Annotated in this window: 17 protein-coding genes and 2 riboswitches; of the genes, 8 read left to right on the top strand and 9 right to left on the bottom strand. The window is 40.0% G+C overall.

Annotated features, from left to right (window positions below):
- Positions 1-2: 2 nt before the first annotated feature.
- The 4 genes from AC3XNE_RS06495 to rsmG form a co-directional block, all read right to left on the bottom strand.
- Positions 3-887, bottom strand: a complete 885-nt coding sequence (locus AC3XNE_RS06495; RefSeq protein WP_489831299.1) for a ParB/RepB/Spo0J family partition protein — start codon at positions 885-887, stop codon at positions 3-5.
- The gene (locus tag AC3XNE_RS06490) at positions 877-1,644 is read right to left on the bottom strand and encodes a ParA family protein (protein WP_489831298.1); all 768 of its coding nucleotides are present in this window, start codon (positions 1,642-1,644) and stop codon (positions 877-879) included. Before AC3XNE_RS06490 ends, AC3XNE_RS06495 begins: the two co-directional genes overlap by 11 nt.
- Before the next feature lie 19 nt (positions 1,645-1,663).
- A complete protein-coding gene (gene noc / locus AC3XNE_RS06485; protein ID WP_489831297.1) occupies positions 1,664-2,521 on the bottom strand; it encodes a nucleoid occlusion protein in 858 nt (285 codons plus the stop codon).
- A 69-nt stretch (positions 2,522-2,590) separates the two neighbouring features.
- Positions 2,591-3,319, bottom strand: a complete 729-nt coding sequence (gene rsmG, locus AC3XNE_RS06480) for a 16S rRNA (guanine(527)-N(7))-methyltransferase RsmG (protein WP_489831296.1) — start codon at positions 3,317-3,319, stop codon at positions 2,591-2,593.
- A gap of 358 nt (positions 3,320-3,677) precedes the next feature.
- Between rsmG and AC3XNE_RS06475 the strand changes: the two genes are divergently transcribed.
- Positions 3,678-4,421: a prolyl oligopeptidase family serine peptidase gene (locus AC3XNE_RS06475; RefSeq protein WP_489831295.1), complete on the top strand. Its 744-nt coding sequence runs from the start codon at positions 3,678-3,680 to the stop codon at positions 4,419-4,421.
- Between the two features lie 87 nt (positions 4,422-4,508).
- Positions 4,509-5,165: an HD domain-containing protein gene (locus tag AC3XNE_RS06470; RefSeq protein ID WP_489831293.1), complete on the top strand. Its 657-nt coding sequence runs from the start codon at positions 4,509-4,511 to the stop codon at positions 5,163-5,165.
- A gap of 200 nt (positions 5,166-5,365) precedes the next feature.
- Here AC3XNE_RS06470 and AC3XNE_RS06465 read toward each other — a convergent pair whose 3' ends face one another.
- From AC3XNE_RS06465 to AC3XNE_RS06455, 3 genes are read right to left on the bottom strand one after another with little or no spacing between them, the layout of a single operon-like run.
- Positions 5,366-6,127 (bottom strand): 3-oxoacyl-ACP reductase, encoded by a 762-nt coding sequence (locus tag AC3XNE_RS06465; RefSeq protein ID WP_489831292.1) that lies wholly within the window; start codon positions 6,125-6,127, stop codon positions 5,366-5,368.
- Entirely contained in the window at positions 6,127-6,351 is a 225-nt protein-coding gene (locus AC3XNE_RS06460; protein ID WP_489831291.1) for a DUF2829 domain-containing protein, read from the bottom strand. The genes AC3XNE_RS06465 and AC3XNE_RS06460 overlap by 1 nt, the downstream gene beginning before the upstream one ends.
- 42 nt (positions 6,352-6,393) lie before the next feature.
- Complete coding sequence (locus tag AC3XNE_RS06455; RefSeq protein ID WP_489831290.1) at positions 6,394-6,885, bottom strand: QueT transporter family protein; 492 nt, start codon at positions 6,883-6,885, stop codon at positions 6,394-6,396.
- 7 nt (positions 6,886-6,892) lie between these two features.
- A riboswitch (PreQ1 riboswitch) is annotated at positions 6,893-6,937 on the bottom strand.
- A gap of 331 nt (positions 6,938-7,268) precedes the next feature.
- On the opposite strand from AC3XNE_RS06455, the gene AC3XNE_RS06450 reads away from it, so the two are divergent.
- From AC3XNE_RS06450 to AC3XNE_RS06435, 4 genes are all read left to right on the top strand, one after another.
- Positions 7,269-7,928 carry a metal ABC transporter ATP-binding protein gene (locus AC3XNE_RS06450; RefSeq protein ID WP_489831289.1) on the top strand — a complete coding sequence of 220 codons (660 nt, stop codon included), beginning with the start codon at positions 7,269-7,271 and terminating at the stop codon, positions 7,926-7,928.
- Complete coding sequence (locus AC3XNE_RS06445; protein WP_489831288.1) at positions 7,928-8,728, top strand: metal ABC transporter permease; 801 nt, start codon at positions 7,928-7,930, stop codon at positions 8,726-8,728. The genes AC3XNE_RS06450 and AC3XNE_RS06445 overlap by 1 nt, the downstream gene beginning before the upstream one ends.
- Positions 8,729-8,872: 144 nt before the next feature.
- Positions 8,873-8,975: riboswitch (THF riboswitch) on the top strand.
- Positions 8,976-9,072: 97 nt separating this feature from the next.
- A complete protein-coding gene (locus tag AC3XNE_RS06440; protein WP_489831287.1) occupies positions 9,073-9,612 on the top strand; it encodes a folate family ECF transporter S component in 540 nt (179 codons plus the stop codon).
- Between the two features lie 115 nt (positions 9,613-9,727).
- Positions 9,728-10,231 (top strand): O-acetyl-ADP-ribose deacetylase, encoded by a 504-nt coding sequence (locus tag AC3XNE_RS06435; RefSeq protein ID WP_489831286.1) that lies wholly within the window; start codon positions 9,728-9,730, stop codon positions 10,229-10,231.
- Here AC3XNE_RS06435 and AC3XNE_RS06430 read toward each other — a convergent pair.
- Positions 10,228-10,812 carry a uracil-DNA glycosylase family protein gene (locus tag AC3XNE_RS06430; RefSeq protein ID WP_489833381.1) on the bottom strand — a complete coding sequence of 195 codons (585 nt, stop codon included), beginning with the start codon at positions 10,810-10,812 and terminating at the stop codon, positions 10,228-10,230. The genes AC3XNE_RS06435 and AC3XNE_RS06430 overlap by 4 nt on opposite strands.
- A gap of 621 nt (positions 10,813-11,433) precedes the next feature.
- Between AC3XNE_RS06430 and AC3XNE_RS06425 the strand changes: the two genes are divergently transcribed.
- Both AC3XNE_RS06425 and AC3XNE_RS06420 read left to right on the top strand, forming a co-directional pair.
- A complete protein-coding gene (locus AC3XNE_RS06425) occupies positions 11,434-12,852 on the top strand; it encodes a LysM peptidoglycan-binding domain-containing protein (RefSeq protein ID WP_489831285.1) in 1,419 nt (472 codons plus the stop codon).
- Between the two features lie 194 nt (positions 12,853-13,046).
- Positions 13,047-14,777 carry a LysM peptidoglycan-binding domain-containing protein gene (locus AC3XNE_RS06420; protein ID WP_489831284.1) on the top strand — a complete coding sequence of 577 codons (1,731 nt, stop codon included), beginning with the start codon at positions 13,047-13,049 and terminating at the stop codon, positions 14,775-14,777.
- A 105-nt stretch (positions 14,778-14,882) separates the two neighbouring features.
- Here AC3XNE_RS06420 and AC3XNE_RS06415 read toward each other — a convergent pair whose 3' ends face one another.
- The gene (locus tag AC3XNE_RS06415) at positions 14,883-16,652 is read right to left on the bottom strand and encodes an alpha amylase N-terminal ig-like domain-containing protein (RefSeq protein WP_489831283.1); all 1,770 of its coding nucleotides are present in this window, start codon (positions 16,650-16,652) and stop codon (positions 14,883-14,885) included.
- Positions 16,653-16,823 lie beyond the last annotated feature (171 nt).

The following is a 16,823-nucleotide window of genomic DNA, read 5'->3' as shown; positions in this document are numbered from 1 at the left end:
GCTTAATCCAAACGAATATTCAAAACATCTAAGATCCTGTTTAAGTCATCATTTGACAGGTAATTGATCTCGATCTTTCCCTTGCCAGACTTTTCATTGCCCTTAATAGCGACTTTTGTTCCAAATTTTTCACCAAGAAGCTCTTCGCTTTCTTTAATGAATGGAGAAGTTTTTTTGTGCTTTGTTTTAACTTGCTTTTTTAAATCACCGTTCAAGGCATCAACTGCCGCTTCTAACTGGCGAACAGTCATTTTCTTTGCTACAGCCTTCTTAGCCAGACCCAATATTTTTTTCTTGTCTTTAACAGACAATAAGGTCCGTGCTTGTCCCATAGACAGTTTTTCTTGCCGGATCATAGTTTTTACTTCAGTCGGCAAACTTAGCAGACGTAAATAGTTTGCAATATAGGGGCGTGATTTGCCCAAACGATCAGAGACTTGAGTTTGAGTCAAGTTTAATTTTTCCATCAAAGTATTATATGCTTCAGCCTCTTCGACCGGATTTAGATCTTCCCTCTGCAGATTTTCTAAAACCGCGATCTCCATCATTCGTTCTTCATCAACTTCACGAACAATTGCTGGGATCGTCTTTTTCTCAGCCAATTTTGAAGCACGGAAACGCCGCTCGCCAGCAATGATCTCATATCCTTTAACAGTTGACTTTCTTACTATTATCGGTTGAAAAACACCACTTTTTTTGATCGAGTCTGCCAATTCCGACAAGCCCTTTTCGTCAAAGTTTTTTCGAGGCTGATACGGATTCGGGCGGATCTCAGTTAAAGAAATTTCGGCAACAGTTTCATTTTCAGAAGCTTCCTCCGAAAAATCTTCAAACAAAGCTTCTATCCCACGACCCAATCCCTTTGAATTTTTCTTCTTATTCACCATGGGCAGCTAAAACCTCCTTGGTCAATGACATATACTTCCAAGCTCCTTTAGAATTTGGATCATACTCGATGATCGACATTCCATGACTTGGTGCTTCAGATAAACGCACACTGCGTGGAATGATAGTCTTATACACCTTTTCCTTGAAGTACTTCCGAACTTCTTCCACAACTTGATTACCTAGATTTGTGCGGGAATCAAACATCGTTAACAAAACCCCTTCAATGTACAAATCAGGATTGAAATGTTTTTGAACCAGGTGAACAGTATTCATCAACTGGCTCAATCCTTCCAAAGCATAATATTCACTTTGAACGGGGATCAAGATACTATCACAGGTGGTAAAAGCATTGATCGTCAATAAGCCCAATGATGGAGGACAGTCGATCAAAGCATAATCATAATCATCTATTATCGGCAAGATCGCATCTGACAAACGTTTTTCGCGCGCTATTTGCGAAGTCAACTCAATTTCCGCACCCGATAACTGGATAGTAGCAGGAAGCAGATCCAAATTTTCTGTGTCTGTCTTGATGATCACGTCTTCAACTGGTGTTTCGTTAACCAAAACATCATAGATATCTTCTTCTATTTCGGATTTTCTAACACCCAAACCACTTGTTGCGTTGCCTTGAGCATCCAAATCGATCAAGAGGACCTTCTTACCTTTTTCTGCCAGTCCGGCTCCCAAATTGATCGCAGTCGTTGTCTTACCAACGCCGCCCTTTTGGTTCGCTAACGCAATAACTACTCCCATCGGAATGATTACCTCCTAATTATTTGTCCTTATCTCTTTGCTCTGTATCATCTAAGGGAATGTCAATGATCATCCTATGAAAGCCAGCAACATCCTCTTCACTCGTTTTTAATTCAACGCCTGCATCTTGGACCATTTTGACTGACTTCTTGATCGTATTGACCGCAACCTTCATGCTTCTAGAAGTCCCTTTGGTGTGAACTTTCGGTTTCTTTTTAGGCCGCGACTTTTTCTTGGCATTTTTTTGGACCAACTGTTCAGTTTCTTTGACTGATAGGTCTTGTTTTACGATTTGAGCCAGTATTTTATCTTGTTCCTGTGGTTCAAGGCTGACAAGTGCCCGCCCGTGCCTTTCAGTGAGTTTACGTTGTAAAATGGCCTGTTGAACTTGAGCTGATAATTTTAACAACCTTAACTTATTAGCCACGAACGACTGACTTTTACCTATTGCTTGGCCTAGCTGCCCCTGCGTCAAATCATTCAGTTTCATTAACTGTTGATAAGCCTGAGCTTCTTCGATAGCCGTCAAACTTTCACGTTGTAAATTTTCGATAACAGCCATTGAAGCAGACTCAGTATCAGACATTTTACGCACAATAGCTGGTATCTTTACCCAATTTAAAGTCTCAATGGCCTTAAACCGTCGCTCACCCGCTATGATCTCATACTTGTGGGACTCATATTCCCGTAAAATAATCGGTTGCAACAATCCATGTTCATCGATCGTATCCGCCAATTCGGAGATACTTTCCTTAGTAAAGATTTGTCGGGGTTGAAATCTGTTAGAGATGATCTCCGTTAAAGGGATCTGGACAATTTCATCACTTTTATGTGGTTGTTCTTCGTGTTTATTCTTGCCAAAAAATGAAAATGCCATGACTTGCCTCCTCGATGCTATATATTTACATTACAAAATACTATTAATGATCAGCCTAATTGGAGCTTTTTATTTTACTAAGGGTTCTTTGCTAGGTGTGCCAGCCTTACGCGGATATTTCTTCGGAGTGGTCTTTTCTTTATTGATCACAATAATATGCCTTTGTTCACCATTCTCAGGTAGCTGAGTTTCAATATCTTCTTGCAGTTGACCACCTAGTATTTGAAATGCATATTTGGCCTGGTCTAACTCATCTTCTGCTTTTTGAGCTTTTAAAGCGACGAATTTTCCGCCGACCTTCGTCAAAGGCAAACACAATTCCGATAAAACTGGTAATTTAGCGACCGCACGGGCTGCGACAATATCAAAACTCTCTCTAACCTCACTTTTACGTGCCCCAAAGTCCTCGGCTCTAGCGTGGATCAAAGTCACATCCTCGAGCTCCAACTTCTTGACTAAATCATCTAAGAACTTGATCCGCTTGTTTAATGAGTCGACGATCGTGACCTTTAACGCCGGAAACAAGATCTTTAAAGGCAGAGATGGAAAGCCAGCACCGGCACCGACATCGCAAAAAGATAATGCTTCTTTGCGTAATTCTGGTAAATAAAAAGCAGGGATCAAAGAATCGTAAAAATGTTTCAAATACACATCTTCTTCGGCTGTGATGGCAGTCAAATTGATTTTTTGATTCCAGTCCACCAATAATTTAAAGTATGTAGCAAATTGTTCTTGCTGTCGTGGCGTTAGTTCGATATTCTGTTTTTGTAGTGTCTTATAAAATTCTGCTGGTTTCATTTAGGTCCTCTTCGTTTCTTTTTGTGAAACAAAACAGCTTAAATAATGTTTCACGCACTTCCTACAGTTTAAATTATTTAAGTCTGAAATACAACCTTTCACGCGAAGAATAGAGTAACATATATAGGAAAAGAAAAACAATTTTCTAAAACAGGGTTTAGACAAGCGATTCCGCTTATCTAGCTCAGACCTCACAGTGCCAAGACCGCACTATATGGCTAGACTACGATAGTGCTCACTTTCTCTCGCTTCACTCCGCCCTGTTTTTCTAGTCGAGCTGCGCATGGCAGCAGGTTGCGCCTAACGGACTTGCCTTCTGGACGCCATGCTCCGCTCTGTTTTTAAGGAGGCTCATCAGTTGCAAAAAACAAATCATATCTATGAATTAGAAGAACCGCTCAAAGAACAGCACACACATATTTGGCAAGATCTTGTTTACTATAAAGACCTCCATCAAACTGCAAAACTAACCTTGTGTGTTCCACCAAATTTAAGCGGACAAAAACAGCCGCATTATCCAGTCATTTTATTTGCACCTGCCGATAAGGTCGACCGCTTGAATGCGCTATTACAGTTTACTTACAAGGGCTATGCAGTTGCTTTATTAGATGAAATAAAACGAGAACCACTGAAAAATTTTAATTCGGCGGGGCGTTTTTTAATGCTGCACGCGTGGAAATACCAGCTAGACTCTAACCGAATAATAGCGATGGGTGAAGGACACGGCGCCTACGCTGCTGCTGGAGCCGTTTTAGGTGCAGGTCAACAAAAGATCAACCGAGAAGATGTTCATACTTTGCCTCTTCATTTTCGGAGCTGCCTCACCATTTCAGGAAAGTTCAACTCCCTTGATCTTCCAAGTTTATCTAAATTAGCAGGAAAACGTAAACTACCTTCTTTCTTGTTGATCCATGGTGATAACGACAAGCAAGTAGACTATCAAGAAAGCTTGTCATTCTTTAAATTCTTGGACCATTTGGACACCCAAGTTGATCTATATAAGCTCAAAAACTGTCCTCATGGTTCTGATGCTTTCTTTACACCTTATCTAATTGATATTTACTCAAAATTTATCGCGGATTCTACAAAAAAAGGAAAATAAGCACATTTTATATCTTTGCACTCCGTCAACCATGTGCTATACTTGTCCAAATTTGTATCAAAATTTATATATAAGGAGCGGTTATTCATGAACAGTGAACAACAATTAGATAAAATAGCTGAGTACTCACATGCTCACATGACTCAGGATAGGACCGGCCACGGTTTTGACCATATTAGAAGAGTCGTAGCAATGGCACGTAAGCTTAGTGCACAAGAAAATGCCGATCTCCTTGTAACTTTAGCCGCAGCGTACTTACACGATGTGATCGACGACAAGTTAGTTGCTGACCCACAAGCAGCCTTAGATGACGTGCAAAGTTTTTTAACTGAGAGCGAAGTTTCTCCTCAACAGTCTAAAAAAGTTTTATTCATTATTCAAAACATGTCTTTTGCCCATACGCTTGATGGAAATGCCGTCCAACTGCCGCTTGAAGGACAGATCGTTCAAGATTCCGATTGGTTAGATGCTATCGGTGCTATTGGAGTTACACGCGCTATTTATTTTGGTGGTCACCATTCTGAAAAGATCTATGATCCCCGTATCAAACCGCGCGAATCAATGACCAAAGAAGAATACCGTAACTTACAAAACGAAACGATCATTAACCATTTCTATGAAAAATTATTGAAGATCAAGGATAAGTTAAACACTGTCAGCGCCAAGCAGATCGCAGAAAATCGGCAACGCTTCATGCTTGATTTTCTTTCTGAGTTCAAAGACGAATGGCAGGCAAAAAAATAAGCCCTGTATTTTAGGTTTGCTTGCATCGCTTAGTGTTTATAGTTCAAGTAAGCAAGAATTTCTACCCGTTAGTTTTACCATGACATCGAATCCCATACATTCATTGTGAAAGCAAATCGGGTCAGAATACAATTTTAAGCCCTTACGATAAATAAAAGCTCAACAAGCATATCACGGTGATATGCTTGTTGAGCTTCTTTCTATTTTTCGGTCCACCCACCATCGATCGGGACTACCGCTCCATGAATATAATCAGCTTTATCAGAAGCTAAAAACAGAGTTAACAACGCAACTTCTTCTGGAAGTGCCCATCGCAAAGCAGGCGTTTGAGCGGCTACTTCTTTTGCCATTCGTCCTTCCCCCTCAAAATCAGCCTTATTCATCGGAGTTTTTATAGCCCCCGGTGCAATACAGTTAGCTCGGATACCGCGACCTGCATAATCATGATCGAGCTGTTTAGTATAGCCGATTACAGCATGTTTGGCGGCTGTGTATGCTGCGCCACCTCCGCCAGCTACCAAACCAGCGATCGAGGACATATTAACGATCGTTCCGTATCCTTGCGTCAGCATTTGCGGCAAACACTTATTAGTAAGCAAGAACATGCTTTTCAAATTAGTTGCCATCACATTATCCCATTGCTCTTCGCTTGTTTCTAAAGTGGGACGGTAAGCATCCAAGATACCTGCCGTGTTTAGTAAAATATCGATCTGTCGAGAAACTGCTAATACTTGATCGACCAATGCAGTTATTTTTGCTTTTTGCCGGACATCACACCGAACAAAGGAAAAATATTTTTGGTATTTGCCCACCATCTGTTTGACCGGCTTTGTTTCCTGAATATCAGCGCCCCACACTCGAGCGCCCTTAGCTAGAAAAAGTTCAGCTTGAGCCAGGCCAATACCGGAGGCTGCACCGGTCACAATAACTACACGTTTCCTAAAAGGTAAGTTTTCTGCCATTATTCGACCAGCTTCCAATCATCAGCCAAAATATCACAAGAATTTGGCATAAATTGTGATAAAGCTGGTTCTTCTTTTGTTCTAATCAAAAAATAAGGATTGATGGCCTCGCCATTTCTGGTATCTCCATCAACAACAAAAATATACTTTTCACTTCCGCCCCATTCTTGGCGAACGGCTTTTTTGCCTACTTTTAATTCAGGTAGTATTTTTTCAAATGTCATAATTAACGCTCCTCCGCATCCTTACAAGTTCAAACTGGCCCTTTATGCAGTTAGATCAAAGTGTTGTGAAATTACATATGTCAAAACTGCACCGACAGCCGTAGCAATGAATTCACCAATGCCGACCGTCAAAAAGGTCCACCAAAACGGAGCCTGACTTACGATGTGTAACTCCAAAGCTACGCTCCAAGACATCAACGTACAAACTACCACACTGATGATCAACTTTAATGGGACTGATGATGTACGTTTGCTCAAAAACCAGCTGATCGAGGTCATAACTAGGGTCCCTAAAGTTCCGAAAACGACATCGACCACTCCCATCGACGACCACAGGTTTGCAATTAAGCAGCCCAAAGTTACTGCCCAAATATAACGCTTGTTGAATACCGTTAGATTATTTAACATTTCTGACAAACGCAACTGAATCGGGCCATAGGCCAATGGGATCAGCGCTACCGTGAGCACGACATAAAGTGCCGCTATCAAAGCTGTTTTGGTCATTTCCGAAACAGCCTGATTTGATTTTTCCATAATGAAAAACCTCCTAGTTTTTTTAGGTGGGATGTTTACGAACCACCATATGTTTTATTGTGGAAAGTTCCACTATATTAAGTATAGATGAAATCTTTAGACATGCAACGACCACAAAAAATTATTTTTCCCATTGTAAATAGTAATTTTGTGTCAGTTTTCTTGAGTACAGCATAAATTTGAAGCTTTTGTAAATAGTAATTGTTTCACTTACGCTAGCAAACATGCTTGACAGCAACATTTATAAACTGTACGATTGTTCGAAGTGATTGTATTAAGGGTGATTTATCATTATAGTTTTCAGAAACTACCATTCTATGTAAGCATCAATAAATTAAAATTTCAGTACCCTTTACAATAAATTCAAAGAAAGTAATGATCTCATGGAAAATATTATAACTGTTACACATTTAGACCTCAGGATCCCTGACCGTCTTTTATTCTCCGACCTTAATTTTTCGTTTCCAAAAAACAAATTAACGTGTATCACAGGTGAAAATGGTGTAGGTAAAACAACTCTTATCAAGCACATCCTTGAGGACTTGGGTCATCATCGCACTCAACATGTTCAAGCAAAAATCGGCCGCAACAAGATCCAATACGTTCCACAATTACGCAATATCGATGATGATTACCCCTTATGTATCCGCGATTTTGTATCATTTGGACTCAAGAAAAGATTTTTACCCTGGAATTCTAAGCAAATGAAGACCAAAGTCGAGGGTATCTTGGAAGAGACTAAGCTGGCCAAGATAGCGTCTCAACCACTAGGTCACGCTTCCGGCGGTGAAAAGCAACGAGCGTATCTAGCGCAAGCTTTGTGCTCTGATCCGGAGCTTTTGATACTGGATGAAGCAACGGCCAGCTTAGATACCGAATCCAAAAACTTTTTATTGCAAATGTTAAAATCCATCATGCGCGCCAGGGATCTAACCGTACTCTTTATTACCCATGATCCGGAATTGATCGAAAAATATGGCGACTTTGAACTAAAATTACAGTCTCAAACTGCTAGTTTAAGTCAAAAGGAGGTTACTAAGTAATGCTGGAATATAATTTTATGCGTTATGCGTTTATTGCCGGTATTTTTATCGCTTTGATCTGTGCATTCATGGGAGTTTTCGTTGTCGCACGGCAAACCTCCTTTTTCACTCACACACTATCTGAAATCGGCTTTTCTGGAGCCTCCTTCGGTGTATTTGCGGGGATCCCGCCTTTATTTGGTATGCTGTTATTTACTTGTGCCAGTGGTTTATTTATCGGGTTATCTGGTGAAAAAGTTGGTCGTCGTGAAGCATCGATCAGTGTTTTTTCAGGCCTTTTTTTAGGGTTGGGGATCTTATTTCTGTCACTCTCTCAAAAACAATCGAGTTATGCTACGAGCATTCTTTTCGGCAGTATTGTCGGGATCGACAGGTCCAACCTGCTCACCTTAGTCCTATTAAGTATTGTTTTATTGTTGATCGTCGCCTTGTTATTTCGTCCGCTTGCCTATAATTCCTTCGATTCTCAAGGGGCGGAATACAACCAGCGTTTTAATCAACTGATCTCGATCATTTTCTTGGTTTTATTAGCTCTAACGATCAGTATTACAGCTCAGATAGTAGGTTCATTATTAATTTTCGTCTTATTGACTATCCCAGCGCAGGCTGCAAAATATTTCGTTCATTCATTAAATAAAATGATTGCCTTAACCTTCTGTTTTGTTTTAGTGGGAGTCTGGTTAGGATTATATCTTAGTTTTGTCACCGACTGGCCAGTCAGCTTTTTCATCACTGTGATCGAAGCCTTACTCTATGGCGGCGCGATCTTAAAACAAAAGGTCAGCACGGCTCATAACTAATATTTGACTTGCTTACTTCCACAATATAAATATCAAGGATCTTGTTGTAATTTATGGCGCCTTTAAATCACCTTTAGAAATTATCTTACTTTTTGTAAGCTTAGCTGCTAGTATTTTATAATAGTCTGTGCTATATTTAAACAGTTAGGGGTAGGGATTGTAACGTCAAGGGTCGATGGAACGGAATGTGAACATCGACAGAAGGACCTCCGTCATAGGTTCGCGCTATTTTTCCGCATTCACCAAAAATTTAATATTCTCGGTGCTTGTCTCCCCCTTAATAAGGTTTGCAGCAAATTAAGCTAGTTTAGCGCAACCTAATATAATCTAGGGAGATGTTTATTATGACGATGCTATCTTGGAGAAGTCCAAAACTAACTACACGGACCTTATCATTAGCTGCTTTTTTGATCGCTTTAAACGTAATTTTAGGAAAGTTGGCTGTTGGTTCGGAATCGCTAGTCAAAATAAGCTTTGGCTTCATTGGCACCATGTTGTTAGGCTATTTCTTGGGTCCATGGCTTGGCGGTGTTGCTAAGATCTTGGATGACCTAATTGCAAATACCTTACTAGCAACGAGTTCTCAATTTTTTATCGGCTTTACATTGACCGCCTTTATTTCTGGAGTGATCACAGGTTTATTCTTACACAACCAAAAAATAACCTGGCAGCGCTTAGTTCTGTATGAGGCCGTACAAACATTAGTTACTAATATCTTCTTCAACACTTTGTGGATCCATGTTTTATACCAAGCTCCCTGGGCAGCCTTGATCGCGGTTCGTGGCCCTAAAAATTTGATCATGTTTCCGATCGAGGTGATCTTAGGTTTAATGATTCTCAGAAGTGTTGCCCGGCTAAACTTATCCGTAACTGATCAAAAATAATCAATAATAAAAACGCTATGTCATCTCTTTTAGAGACTACCACATAGCGTTTTCTTTGTTTTATAGACAACAATTTTTTATACTAAATGTAAAAATATATGTGGAAGTGAATCAAATGACTAACATTACAATTATCAAAGGAGATATAACTACTCAAATGGTCGATGCAATAGTTAATGCGGCTAACACAAGTCTGCGTGGCGGTGGTGGTGTCGATGGCGCGATACACCATGCAGCTGGCCCTAAACTAGATGAAGCTTGTAGGAAATTAGGCGGTTGTCTGACTGGTGAGGCTAAAACGACACCTGGATTTGATCTACCTGCCCACTATATTATCCATACTCCGGGACCGGTTTGGCATGGTGGAAACAATAACGAAGAACAATTACTGGCAAACTGCTACAAAAATTGTGTGAAAGAAGCTTTAAAACACAATTGTCAAAGTATTGCCTTTCCTTCCATAAGTACTGGAATATATGGTTTCCCACTAAACCAGGCCGCACTGATCGCAATTCGGACACTGGCTGATTTAAGTTTTTCTCTTAGCGTTAAAATCATTTGTTTTGACGACCAAACTTATCAGGCTTATCAAAATATCCTAGCAGAAACTGAACTTTAACGTCTCAATAGTCTGGCAACGCGTTTCTGGAGGTTAGGGATCACTTTTGTCTCGAACCACGGGTTATTTTTCAGCCAGCGTTTGTTGCGTGGTGATGGATGGACCAACGGCAAATACGTTGGTAAATAATTTTGGTAGTCATGAACAACATCCGCCAAACGAGCGCTTTTCTTTAGATCAAGATAATAGCGACAAGCATAACTGCCAACCAACAAGGTCAGCTCAACTTCAGGCATGGTTTCCCTCAGTGGACCATGCCATTTTTGAGCAAATCCCGGACGTGGCGGCATATCCCCGCCCTTCCCCACTCCTGGAAAGTAAAAATCCATCGGTATTATACCGATCAAGCCAGAATGATAAAATTCTTCACGTGAAACACCCATCCATTCACGCAAGAGATCCCCACTACGATCATTCCAAGTCAACCTTGTTTTTTCGGCAACTCGTCCTGGTGCCTGACCAACGATCAATATTTTGGCACGTGGATCTGCTAAAAATAATGGCCCAATACCTCTACTTGTATAATCTTGATTTTGTGGGTCACGTTCGATCTGTTTAGTTATTTTCTTAATTCTATCCATTTTAGTACTCACTACAACTTCCTCCATCAATAAACAAAAAAAGAAACAGCGGGAATAATAAACCCCACTGTTTTTCATAAAGACTAACTGTATAGTGCCCCTGCCAAGGAACTTCATTATACCACTTTTGCTTTAGAAATTTGTAATACTAGATTCAATGACTTAAATAGCGGTTGCCGATTTCATAGTATTTTAACAGCATGTTTTAGAAACTTTCCTCCAAATTTCTGTAACACATATGTAATTTTAAGAAACATTTTTGTAATACAACCTAACCAAAAAAATTCCCGCCGGTTAATTTTTTTGAATACCGGTAAGTACTCTCAATGTTTAACCTCTTAAAAATTGAGTAATCTTTTTGTAACATTGTAGATAAAAAAGCACTTCAAACATTAAAATATACTTGTTCCAAGTAAATATTGAAAATCACTTCGTCAAATTTAAATTTAAAAAATTCTATAGAGTACCAACATATCAACCTTTCAGCAATTTTGTTACAGGACTATACCATTTTGTAAACTCATTTGAATTGGACTGCAATAATTAGGTGTTATAATAAAATCATTCAGTTGTAGAAATCAAACAAATACTAAAATTACAAATTAATCAGGAGTGAAGACATTGAATCATTCAACAAAATCATTGTTAGTTGGTACTGTCGGTGCAGCTAGTTTATTCTTAGCTGGTACTACAAGTGTTTCAGCTAACTCAACTCATAAAGTAGCAAATAACGATACAGTGTGGGGTCTCTCACAAAAATACGGTGTAGCCGTTCAATCTATTGAACAGTTAAATCATATTAGCTCAAATTCTCATATGATTTATCCTGGACAAGATATTCAGATCCCTGAAAAAAACGCTAAGGCTAAACCTGCTAAGGCAACTACTCCAAAACAAACAGCCAAAACTTCTACATACTCTGTAAAAGCCGGCGACTCACTTTGGACGATCGCACAAGCCCACAAGATCAGTGTTGGAAAGTTAATGGCACTGAATAACTTGAGCTCTTCAGCTCTTCAACCAGGCCAAACATTAAAGGTCGTTGGTACGGCAGTTGCCCAACCAGCTAAACCAGCTGTACAGCCGCAAAAGCAGGTTCAGCCACAGCAACAAGCTAAACCTCAACAACAGGCACAACCGCAAAAACAGGTGCAACAGCCAGTTCAAGCTCAGAAACCTGCTCAGCCACAAAAACAGGATCAGCAACCTAAAGCTCAACCGCAAGTTGCTGCTAATCATGTAAACCATTCGGTTGTTTCAGGTGAATCATTGTTCACTATTGCAAATAAGTACGGTGTTTCAGTTGATTCTATCCGGCAAGCAAATGCGTTGAATAACGCTGCAGTTAAGATCGGACAATCATTGGTTATCAATAATCCTACTAAGGATCCTAACGCTGCTAAGCAACAGGCTCAAGCCGCTCAAGTTCGTTCACAAAATAATAACAACGTTCAAAGTCAGCAACAGCAGCAAAAGTCACAAGCTCAGCCTAAGACTCAGCCACAACAAAAAGTTCAAGCTCAGCCTAAAGCTGCGCAACCTGCTGCTCAAAGTAACAATAGTACTCCTAATGTTTCGGACCGTTCAAATTATCAAGCACCAAAACAACAGGTTCAAAAGACTCAAACTCAACAACAACCAACACAGCAAAAGAAGGCTGCTAGCAACAGCAGCAGTGCTAATACCTACCCATACGGACAATGCACATGGTATGTTAAGAATGTAGCTAACTGGGCTGGAAATAATTGGGGTAATGGTCAAAACTGGGCTAGTTCTGCTAGAAGTGCTGGTTTCACAGTAAATAGCACACCTTCTGTTGGCTCAATTGCTGTATTTGGCGGTGGCCAAACGGTTCACGGAGTCGGCTCCGGAGCATACGACTGGGTAGCTGCTCCAGGTGCAGGTCACGTTGCTTATGTTACTGGTGTAAGTGGTAATTCAGTAACGATCCAGCAAGGCGGCACAGGCTTCTCAAATCCTGGCGGCCCTAATACTCAGACTGTTAGTGCATCCGGTGTACAATTTATCCACCAAAACTAATAATTATAGAAAAGTCATCCAAATTGGATGGCTTTTTATTTTGTCAAAAATAAGGTATAATTTAAGTGTGTGACGGAATTGTTCTCTAATTTAAAGATTAGGAGCTATTTCCTTGCACTCATACGTTAATGAGTTAGAATATAATCATTCAGTTGTAAGAACAAATTAGAAAAAAAGATAGGGAGTGACAATATTTGGAACAAAAATCGCAAAAATTGATACTGGGTACTGTAGGACTCGCTGGTTTATTTCTCGCTGGCGGTAATACAGTCTCAGCCAATACTACACACAAGGTGACCCAAAACGATACTGTTTGGGGTCTGTCTCAGAAGTATGGGGTTTCGATCAAGTCGATCGAGGAATTAAACCATGTTGATTCAGAGTCACATTTGATTTTTAAAGGCCATACTATTCAAATTCCTGACAAAGCTGCAAAAGCAACTACTAAAGCAGCTCCTAAGGAAAAAACGCCAAATGCAACTTCTACATATGAAGTAAAAGCTGGCGATTCTCTTTGGTCTATCGCTCAAAAGTACAGTACTTCCGTTGATCACATTCGTTCATTAAATGCCTTAGGAACTAACAGCGTGATCGTACCTGGGCAGACACTTAAAATTGAAGGGACTGCTGTCAAAGCTGCAACTCCTGCTCCTAAACAGGCAAGGGCACAACAGGCATCCACTGAAGCCAAAAAAGCTACTCCAGTGACTCCGGCTAAGGGAAGTGCACCAAGTGTTCAGCCACAACAGTCTCAAAAAGCTGTACAGCCTTCTAAGCAAGTTGAAACTGAAAATGTGCAACAGGAGGAGTCTAAACAAGAAACTCCAGTTGCCAAAAGGGCTGAAGCTCCACAAGCTGAAGCAAAAGCAGCTCCACAGCAAAAGATACAAGCTAGCCAAAGTAATAGTCAGTCGCAACAAGAAGCTCAACCTACTAAGGCTCAAGCTAGTTCAAGCAGTGCTCAGTCGCAACAAGAAGCTCACCCTGCCAAGACCCAAGCTAGTTCAAGCAGTGCTCAGTCGCAACAAGAAGCTCAGCCTACCAAGACTCAAGCTAGTTCAAGCAGTGCTCAGTCGCAACAAGAAGCTCAGCCTGCCAAGACTCAAGCTAGTTCAAACAGTGATCAGTCGCAACAAGAAGCTCAACCTGTTAAGACCAATGCCGTTCAAAATAACGCCCAGGCTCAATCTAAGGTCTCAGCTAACCATTCATCACATTCAGTAAAGAGCGGTGAATCACTCTTTACAATTGCTAACGATTATGGTGTCACGGTTGCTTCTATTCGTGAGGCAAATGCTTTATCATCGTCAGCTTTGCAAGTTGGCCAGTCTTTGACGATCAATGATCCAGCGAAGGATCCTTCGGCTGCAAAACCTGCTCAAAATGCTGGTAATAAACAGCAAAACACTCAAAAGCAACCTAACACATCAGCATCGAATAACAATGTTCAACAAAGCCATAATTCAACTACTAATGTAGCTTCTAAGCCACAGCAATCAGCAAGTAACAGCAGCAATAACACTCAAACTACTCCTGCTGCTAAACCTGATCAGCAACATGGACAAGCTACTAACGTTGCCGGCAATACCTATGCTTATGGTCAATGTACGTGGTTTGCTAAAAATAGAGCAAGTTGGGCTGGCAATTACTGGGGCAACGGCGGAAATTGGGATTCATCTGCACGCTCACAAGGATTTGCAGTTAATAACCAACCAACAGCCGGTTCATTAGTTGTCTTCCATCCTGGTCAGTCAGTTGGTGGTCAATGGACAGCTGATGGTTCCGCCGGACACGTTGCTTATGTAGAAAGTGTCAGCGGCAATACCGTTACTATTTCTCAAGGCGGCATGGGCTTTTCTAACCCAGGCGGTCCTAACTATCAAACGATCTCTAATGCCAGCCAATACACTTATATTCATCCTTAATAAGCCTTAGAAAGAGTTGTTTGAATTGACTCTTGCGATTAAATTTGATCAAGCAACAAACAAAAAAGAAGCGGTTTTCCGCTTCTTTTTTACTATAAGTATTTTTTATGCTTCAACGATCACAAAACCATTATGTCCGATCCGATTTTGATCCTTGATCAAATTTTGGCTAAGGATCAGTTTTGCTTTAGGTGGAAAAATAAACTTGATACTGCCATAACCAACGTTAAATAACGCAAAAATACGTTTGCCATTTGAACCCCGAGTAAAGCTCAAGTAATCTTTCTTATTGCTGACTTGCACCCAATTAAAACTGCCTTCATTTAAAATCAAATTGTTTTTATTGCGAAACTCACCGAGCAACTTTACGAAACGAAACATCGTTTGATCTTGTTCGCTAGCTTTCCAGGGCATACATTCACGATTAGCAGGAACTTGACCACCCTTTAACCCAAATTCAGTGCCATAGTATAGGCTAGGAGATAATGGTAGCAAATAAACAAAAGCAAGTAATAAACGGGCTAATTGTCCGTCTTCTTCACACAATGACATTAAACGCGGCGAATTAGGCCCGTCAAATTGAAGCAACAGTGATTTGTTGCTTGCCTCTTTATATTCCATCATATTGTCATTTAGTGCAGTGACCATTTCGGACACATTTATTTTTTTCTGGACGAAGTAGTCATTTAAAATCTGAATTACATCTCTATTTACAGCTGTATCTAAAAGCGAACCATTGAGCAAAGCAGGCGCTTGACTATTAGTTTCACTCATTAAACAAAAACTTGGTTTGATTTTTTTAATGATCTTTATTAATTCGTTTAAAAAACTTGCATCCATTTCCTGTAAGTTCAGGACTTTGAAGCCATCAATATCAAAAGTAGTGATCCAATATTTAACTAAATCAAACAGGTACTGGCGAACTTCTACATTATGCAAGTTAAGTTTAGGCTGATGTGGGTCATTACCTTTAACACGATAGGATATATCAGTTGAAAAACTTGGCTCATCAGTTGGTGTATATTCTAAAGGTAGTGAGTCTATCAAAAACCAATTAAAAAATGCAGACTCTTCCCCCTTTTGTTTAACATCTTGCCATTGAAGAGAAAAATCCATTAGGTGATCCAACACTATTTCTAAAACAATATGTATCCCATGTTCGTGAACTTCTTCAACTAAACTCCTAAAATTTTCTTTCCTACCAAAATAAGGGTCAATACTATATGGATCAACTGCGTCATATTTATGGTTAGAGAAAGCCGCAAAAATCGGGCTTAAAATCAAACCATTTACTCCTAACGTTCCAAGATGCTCTAAATGATCCTTGATCCCTTGGAGGTCTCCTCCAAAAAAATTTGTATCTGATGGTTCTTTTGTTCTCCATTCAACTACATCATCTGGATCAGAATGCGGATCACCATTAGCAAACCGATCTACAAGTATGTGATACCATAAAGTATTTTGGATCCAGGCTGGCTGCTTAAAAGCTTCATTTGGATATGAATATGGCACAATAAATGGTGTACTATGTGTTAAACTGTCAGCCGTAAAAAGCTCTATCTTAAGCGAGTCATAAATGTATTCTTCACCAGTGGATGCTACCAAATGAAAAGCATACTTTAACCTGCGGGTCTTAGGCAATTGGACAGTAACACTCCAATAATCTGTCTCACTACTCTTCAACACAACTTTCATTCCTGCCACATCCGGGTGCCAACCGTTCTCGGGATCTGTCTCAGCATACAGATCACTATATAACAATTCTGCCCTGGCTACATCATCGTGTTTACTTTTAAAACGAAGCGTGATGGCATTTACACCACTTTCAAAAAGCATGGCGCCTTGTGCATCATGAAAAATTCCAGCTTTCTCCATTTTGATCATCCTTAATTATTTATTATCTTAATTAATACATTAGGCATTTTGCCGCTCTTTAGCAAGTTAATTTTTTTATTTCTACTTAAATTTTTAGAACACTCTTATTCAGAGTAACTCAAAGTCAAAAACTCAACTAGCTGGTAAATTTACTTACCCTGCTAATTGAGT

It is taken from the genome of Ligilactobacillus sp. JN-6 (Y).1 (assembly GCF_058111525.1).
This window is presented reverse-complemented; position numbering and strand designations above follow the sequence as displayed.

What these genes read in the sequence shown, in the direction of transcription:
- AC3XNE_RS06495 (WP_489831299.1), bottom strand. Translation starts at nt 887, where the DNA reads ATGGTGAATAAGAAGAAAAATTCAAAGGGATTGGGTCGTGGGATAGAA.
- AC3XNE_RS06490 (WP_489831298.1), bottom strand. Translation starts at nt 1,644, where the DNA reads ATGGGAGTAGTTATTGCGTTAGCGAACCAAAAGGGCGGCGTTGGTAAG.
- noc (WP_489831297.1), bottom strand. Translation starts at nt 2,521, where the DNA reads ATGGCATTTTCATTTTTTGGCAAGAATAAACACGAAGAACAACCACAT.
- rsmG (WP_489831296.1), bottom strand. Translation starts at nt 3,319, where the DNA reads ATGAAACCAGCAGAATTTTATAAGACACTACAAAAACAGAATATCGAA.
- AC3XNE_RS06470 (WP_489831293.1), top strand. Translation starts at nt 4,509, where the DNA reads ATGAACAGTGAACAACAATTAGATAAAATAGCTGAGTACTCACATGCT.
- AC3XNE_RS06465 (WP_489831292.1), bottom strand. Translation starts at nt 6,127, where the DNA reads ATGGCAGAAAACTTACCTTTTAGGAAACGTGTAGTTATTGTGACCGGT.
- AC3XNE_RS06460 (WP_489831291.1), bottom strand. Translation starts at nt 6,351, where the DNA reads ATGACATTTGAAAAAATACTACCTGAATTAAAAGTAGGCAAAAAAGCC.
- AC3XNE_RS06455 (WP_489831290.1), bottom strand. Translation starts at nt 6,885, where the DNA reads ATGGAAAAATCAAATCAGGCTGTTTCGGAAATGACCAAAACAGCTTTG.
- AC3XNE_RS06450 (WP_489831289.1), top strand. Translation starts at nt 7,269, where the DNA reads ATGGAAAATATTATAACTGTTACACATTTAGACCTCAGGATCCCTGAC.
- AC3XNE_RS06445 (WP_489831288.1), top strand. Translation starts at nt 7,928, where the DNA reads ATGCTGGAATATAATTTTATGCGTTATGCGTTTATTGCCGGTATTTTT.
- AC3XNE_RS06440 (WP_489831287.1), top strand. Translation starts at nt 9,073, where the DNA reads ATGACGATGCTATCTTGGAGAAGTCCAAAACTAACTACACGGACCTTA.
- AC3XNE_RS06435 (WP_489831286.1), top strand. Translation starts at nt 9,728, where the DNA reads ATGACTAACATTACAATTATCAAAGGAGATATAACTACTCAAATGGTC.
- AC3XNE_RS06430 (WP_489833381.1), bottom strand. Translation starts at nt 10,812, where the DNA reads ATGGATAGAATTAAGAAAATAACTAAACAGATCGAACGTGACCCACAA.
- AC3XNE_RS06415 (WP_489831283.1), bottom strand. Translation starts at nt 16,652, where the DNA reads ATGGAGAAAGCTGGAATTTTTCATGATGCACAAGGCGCCATGCTTTTT.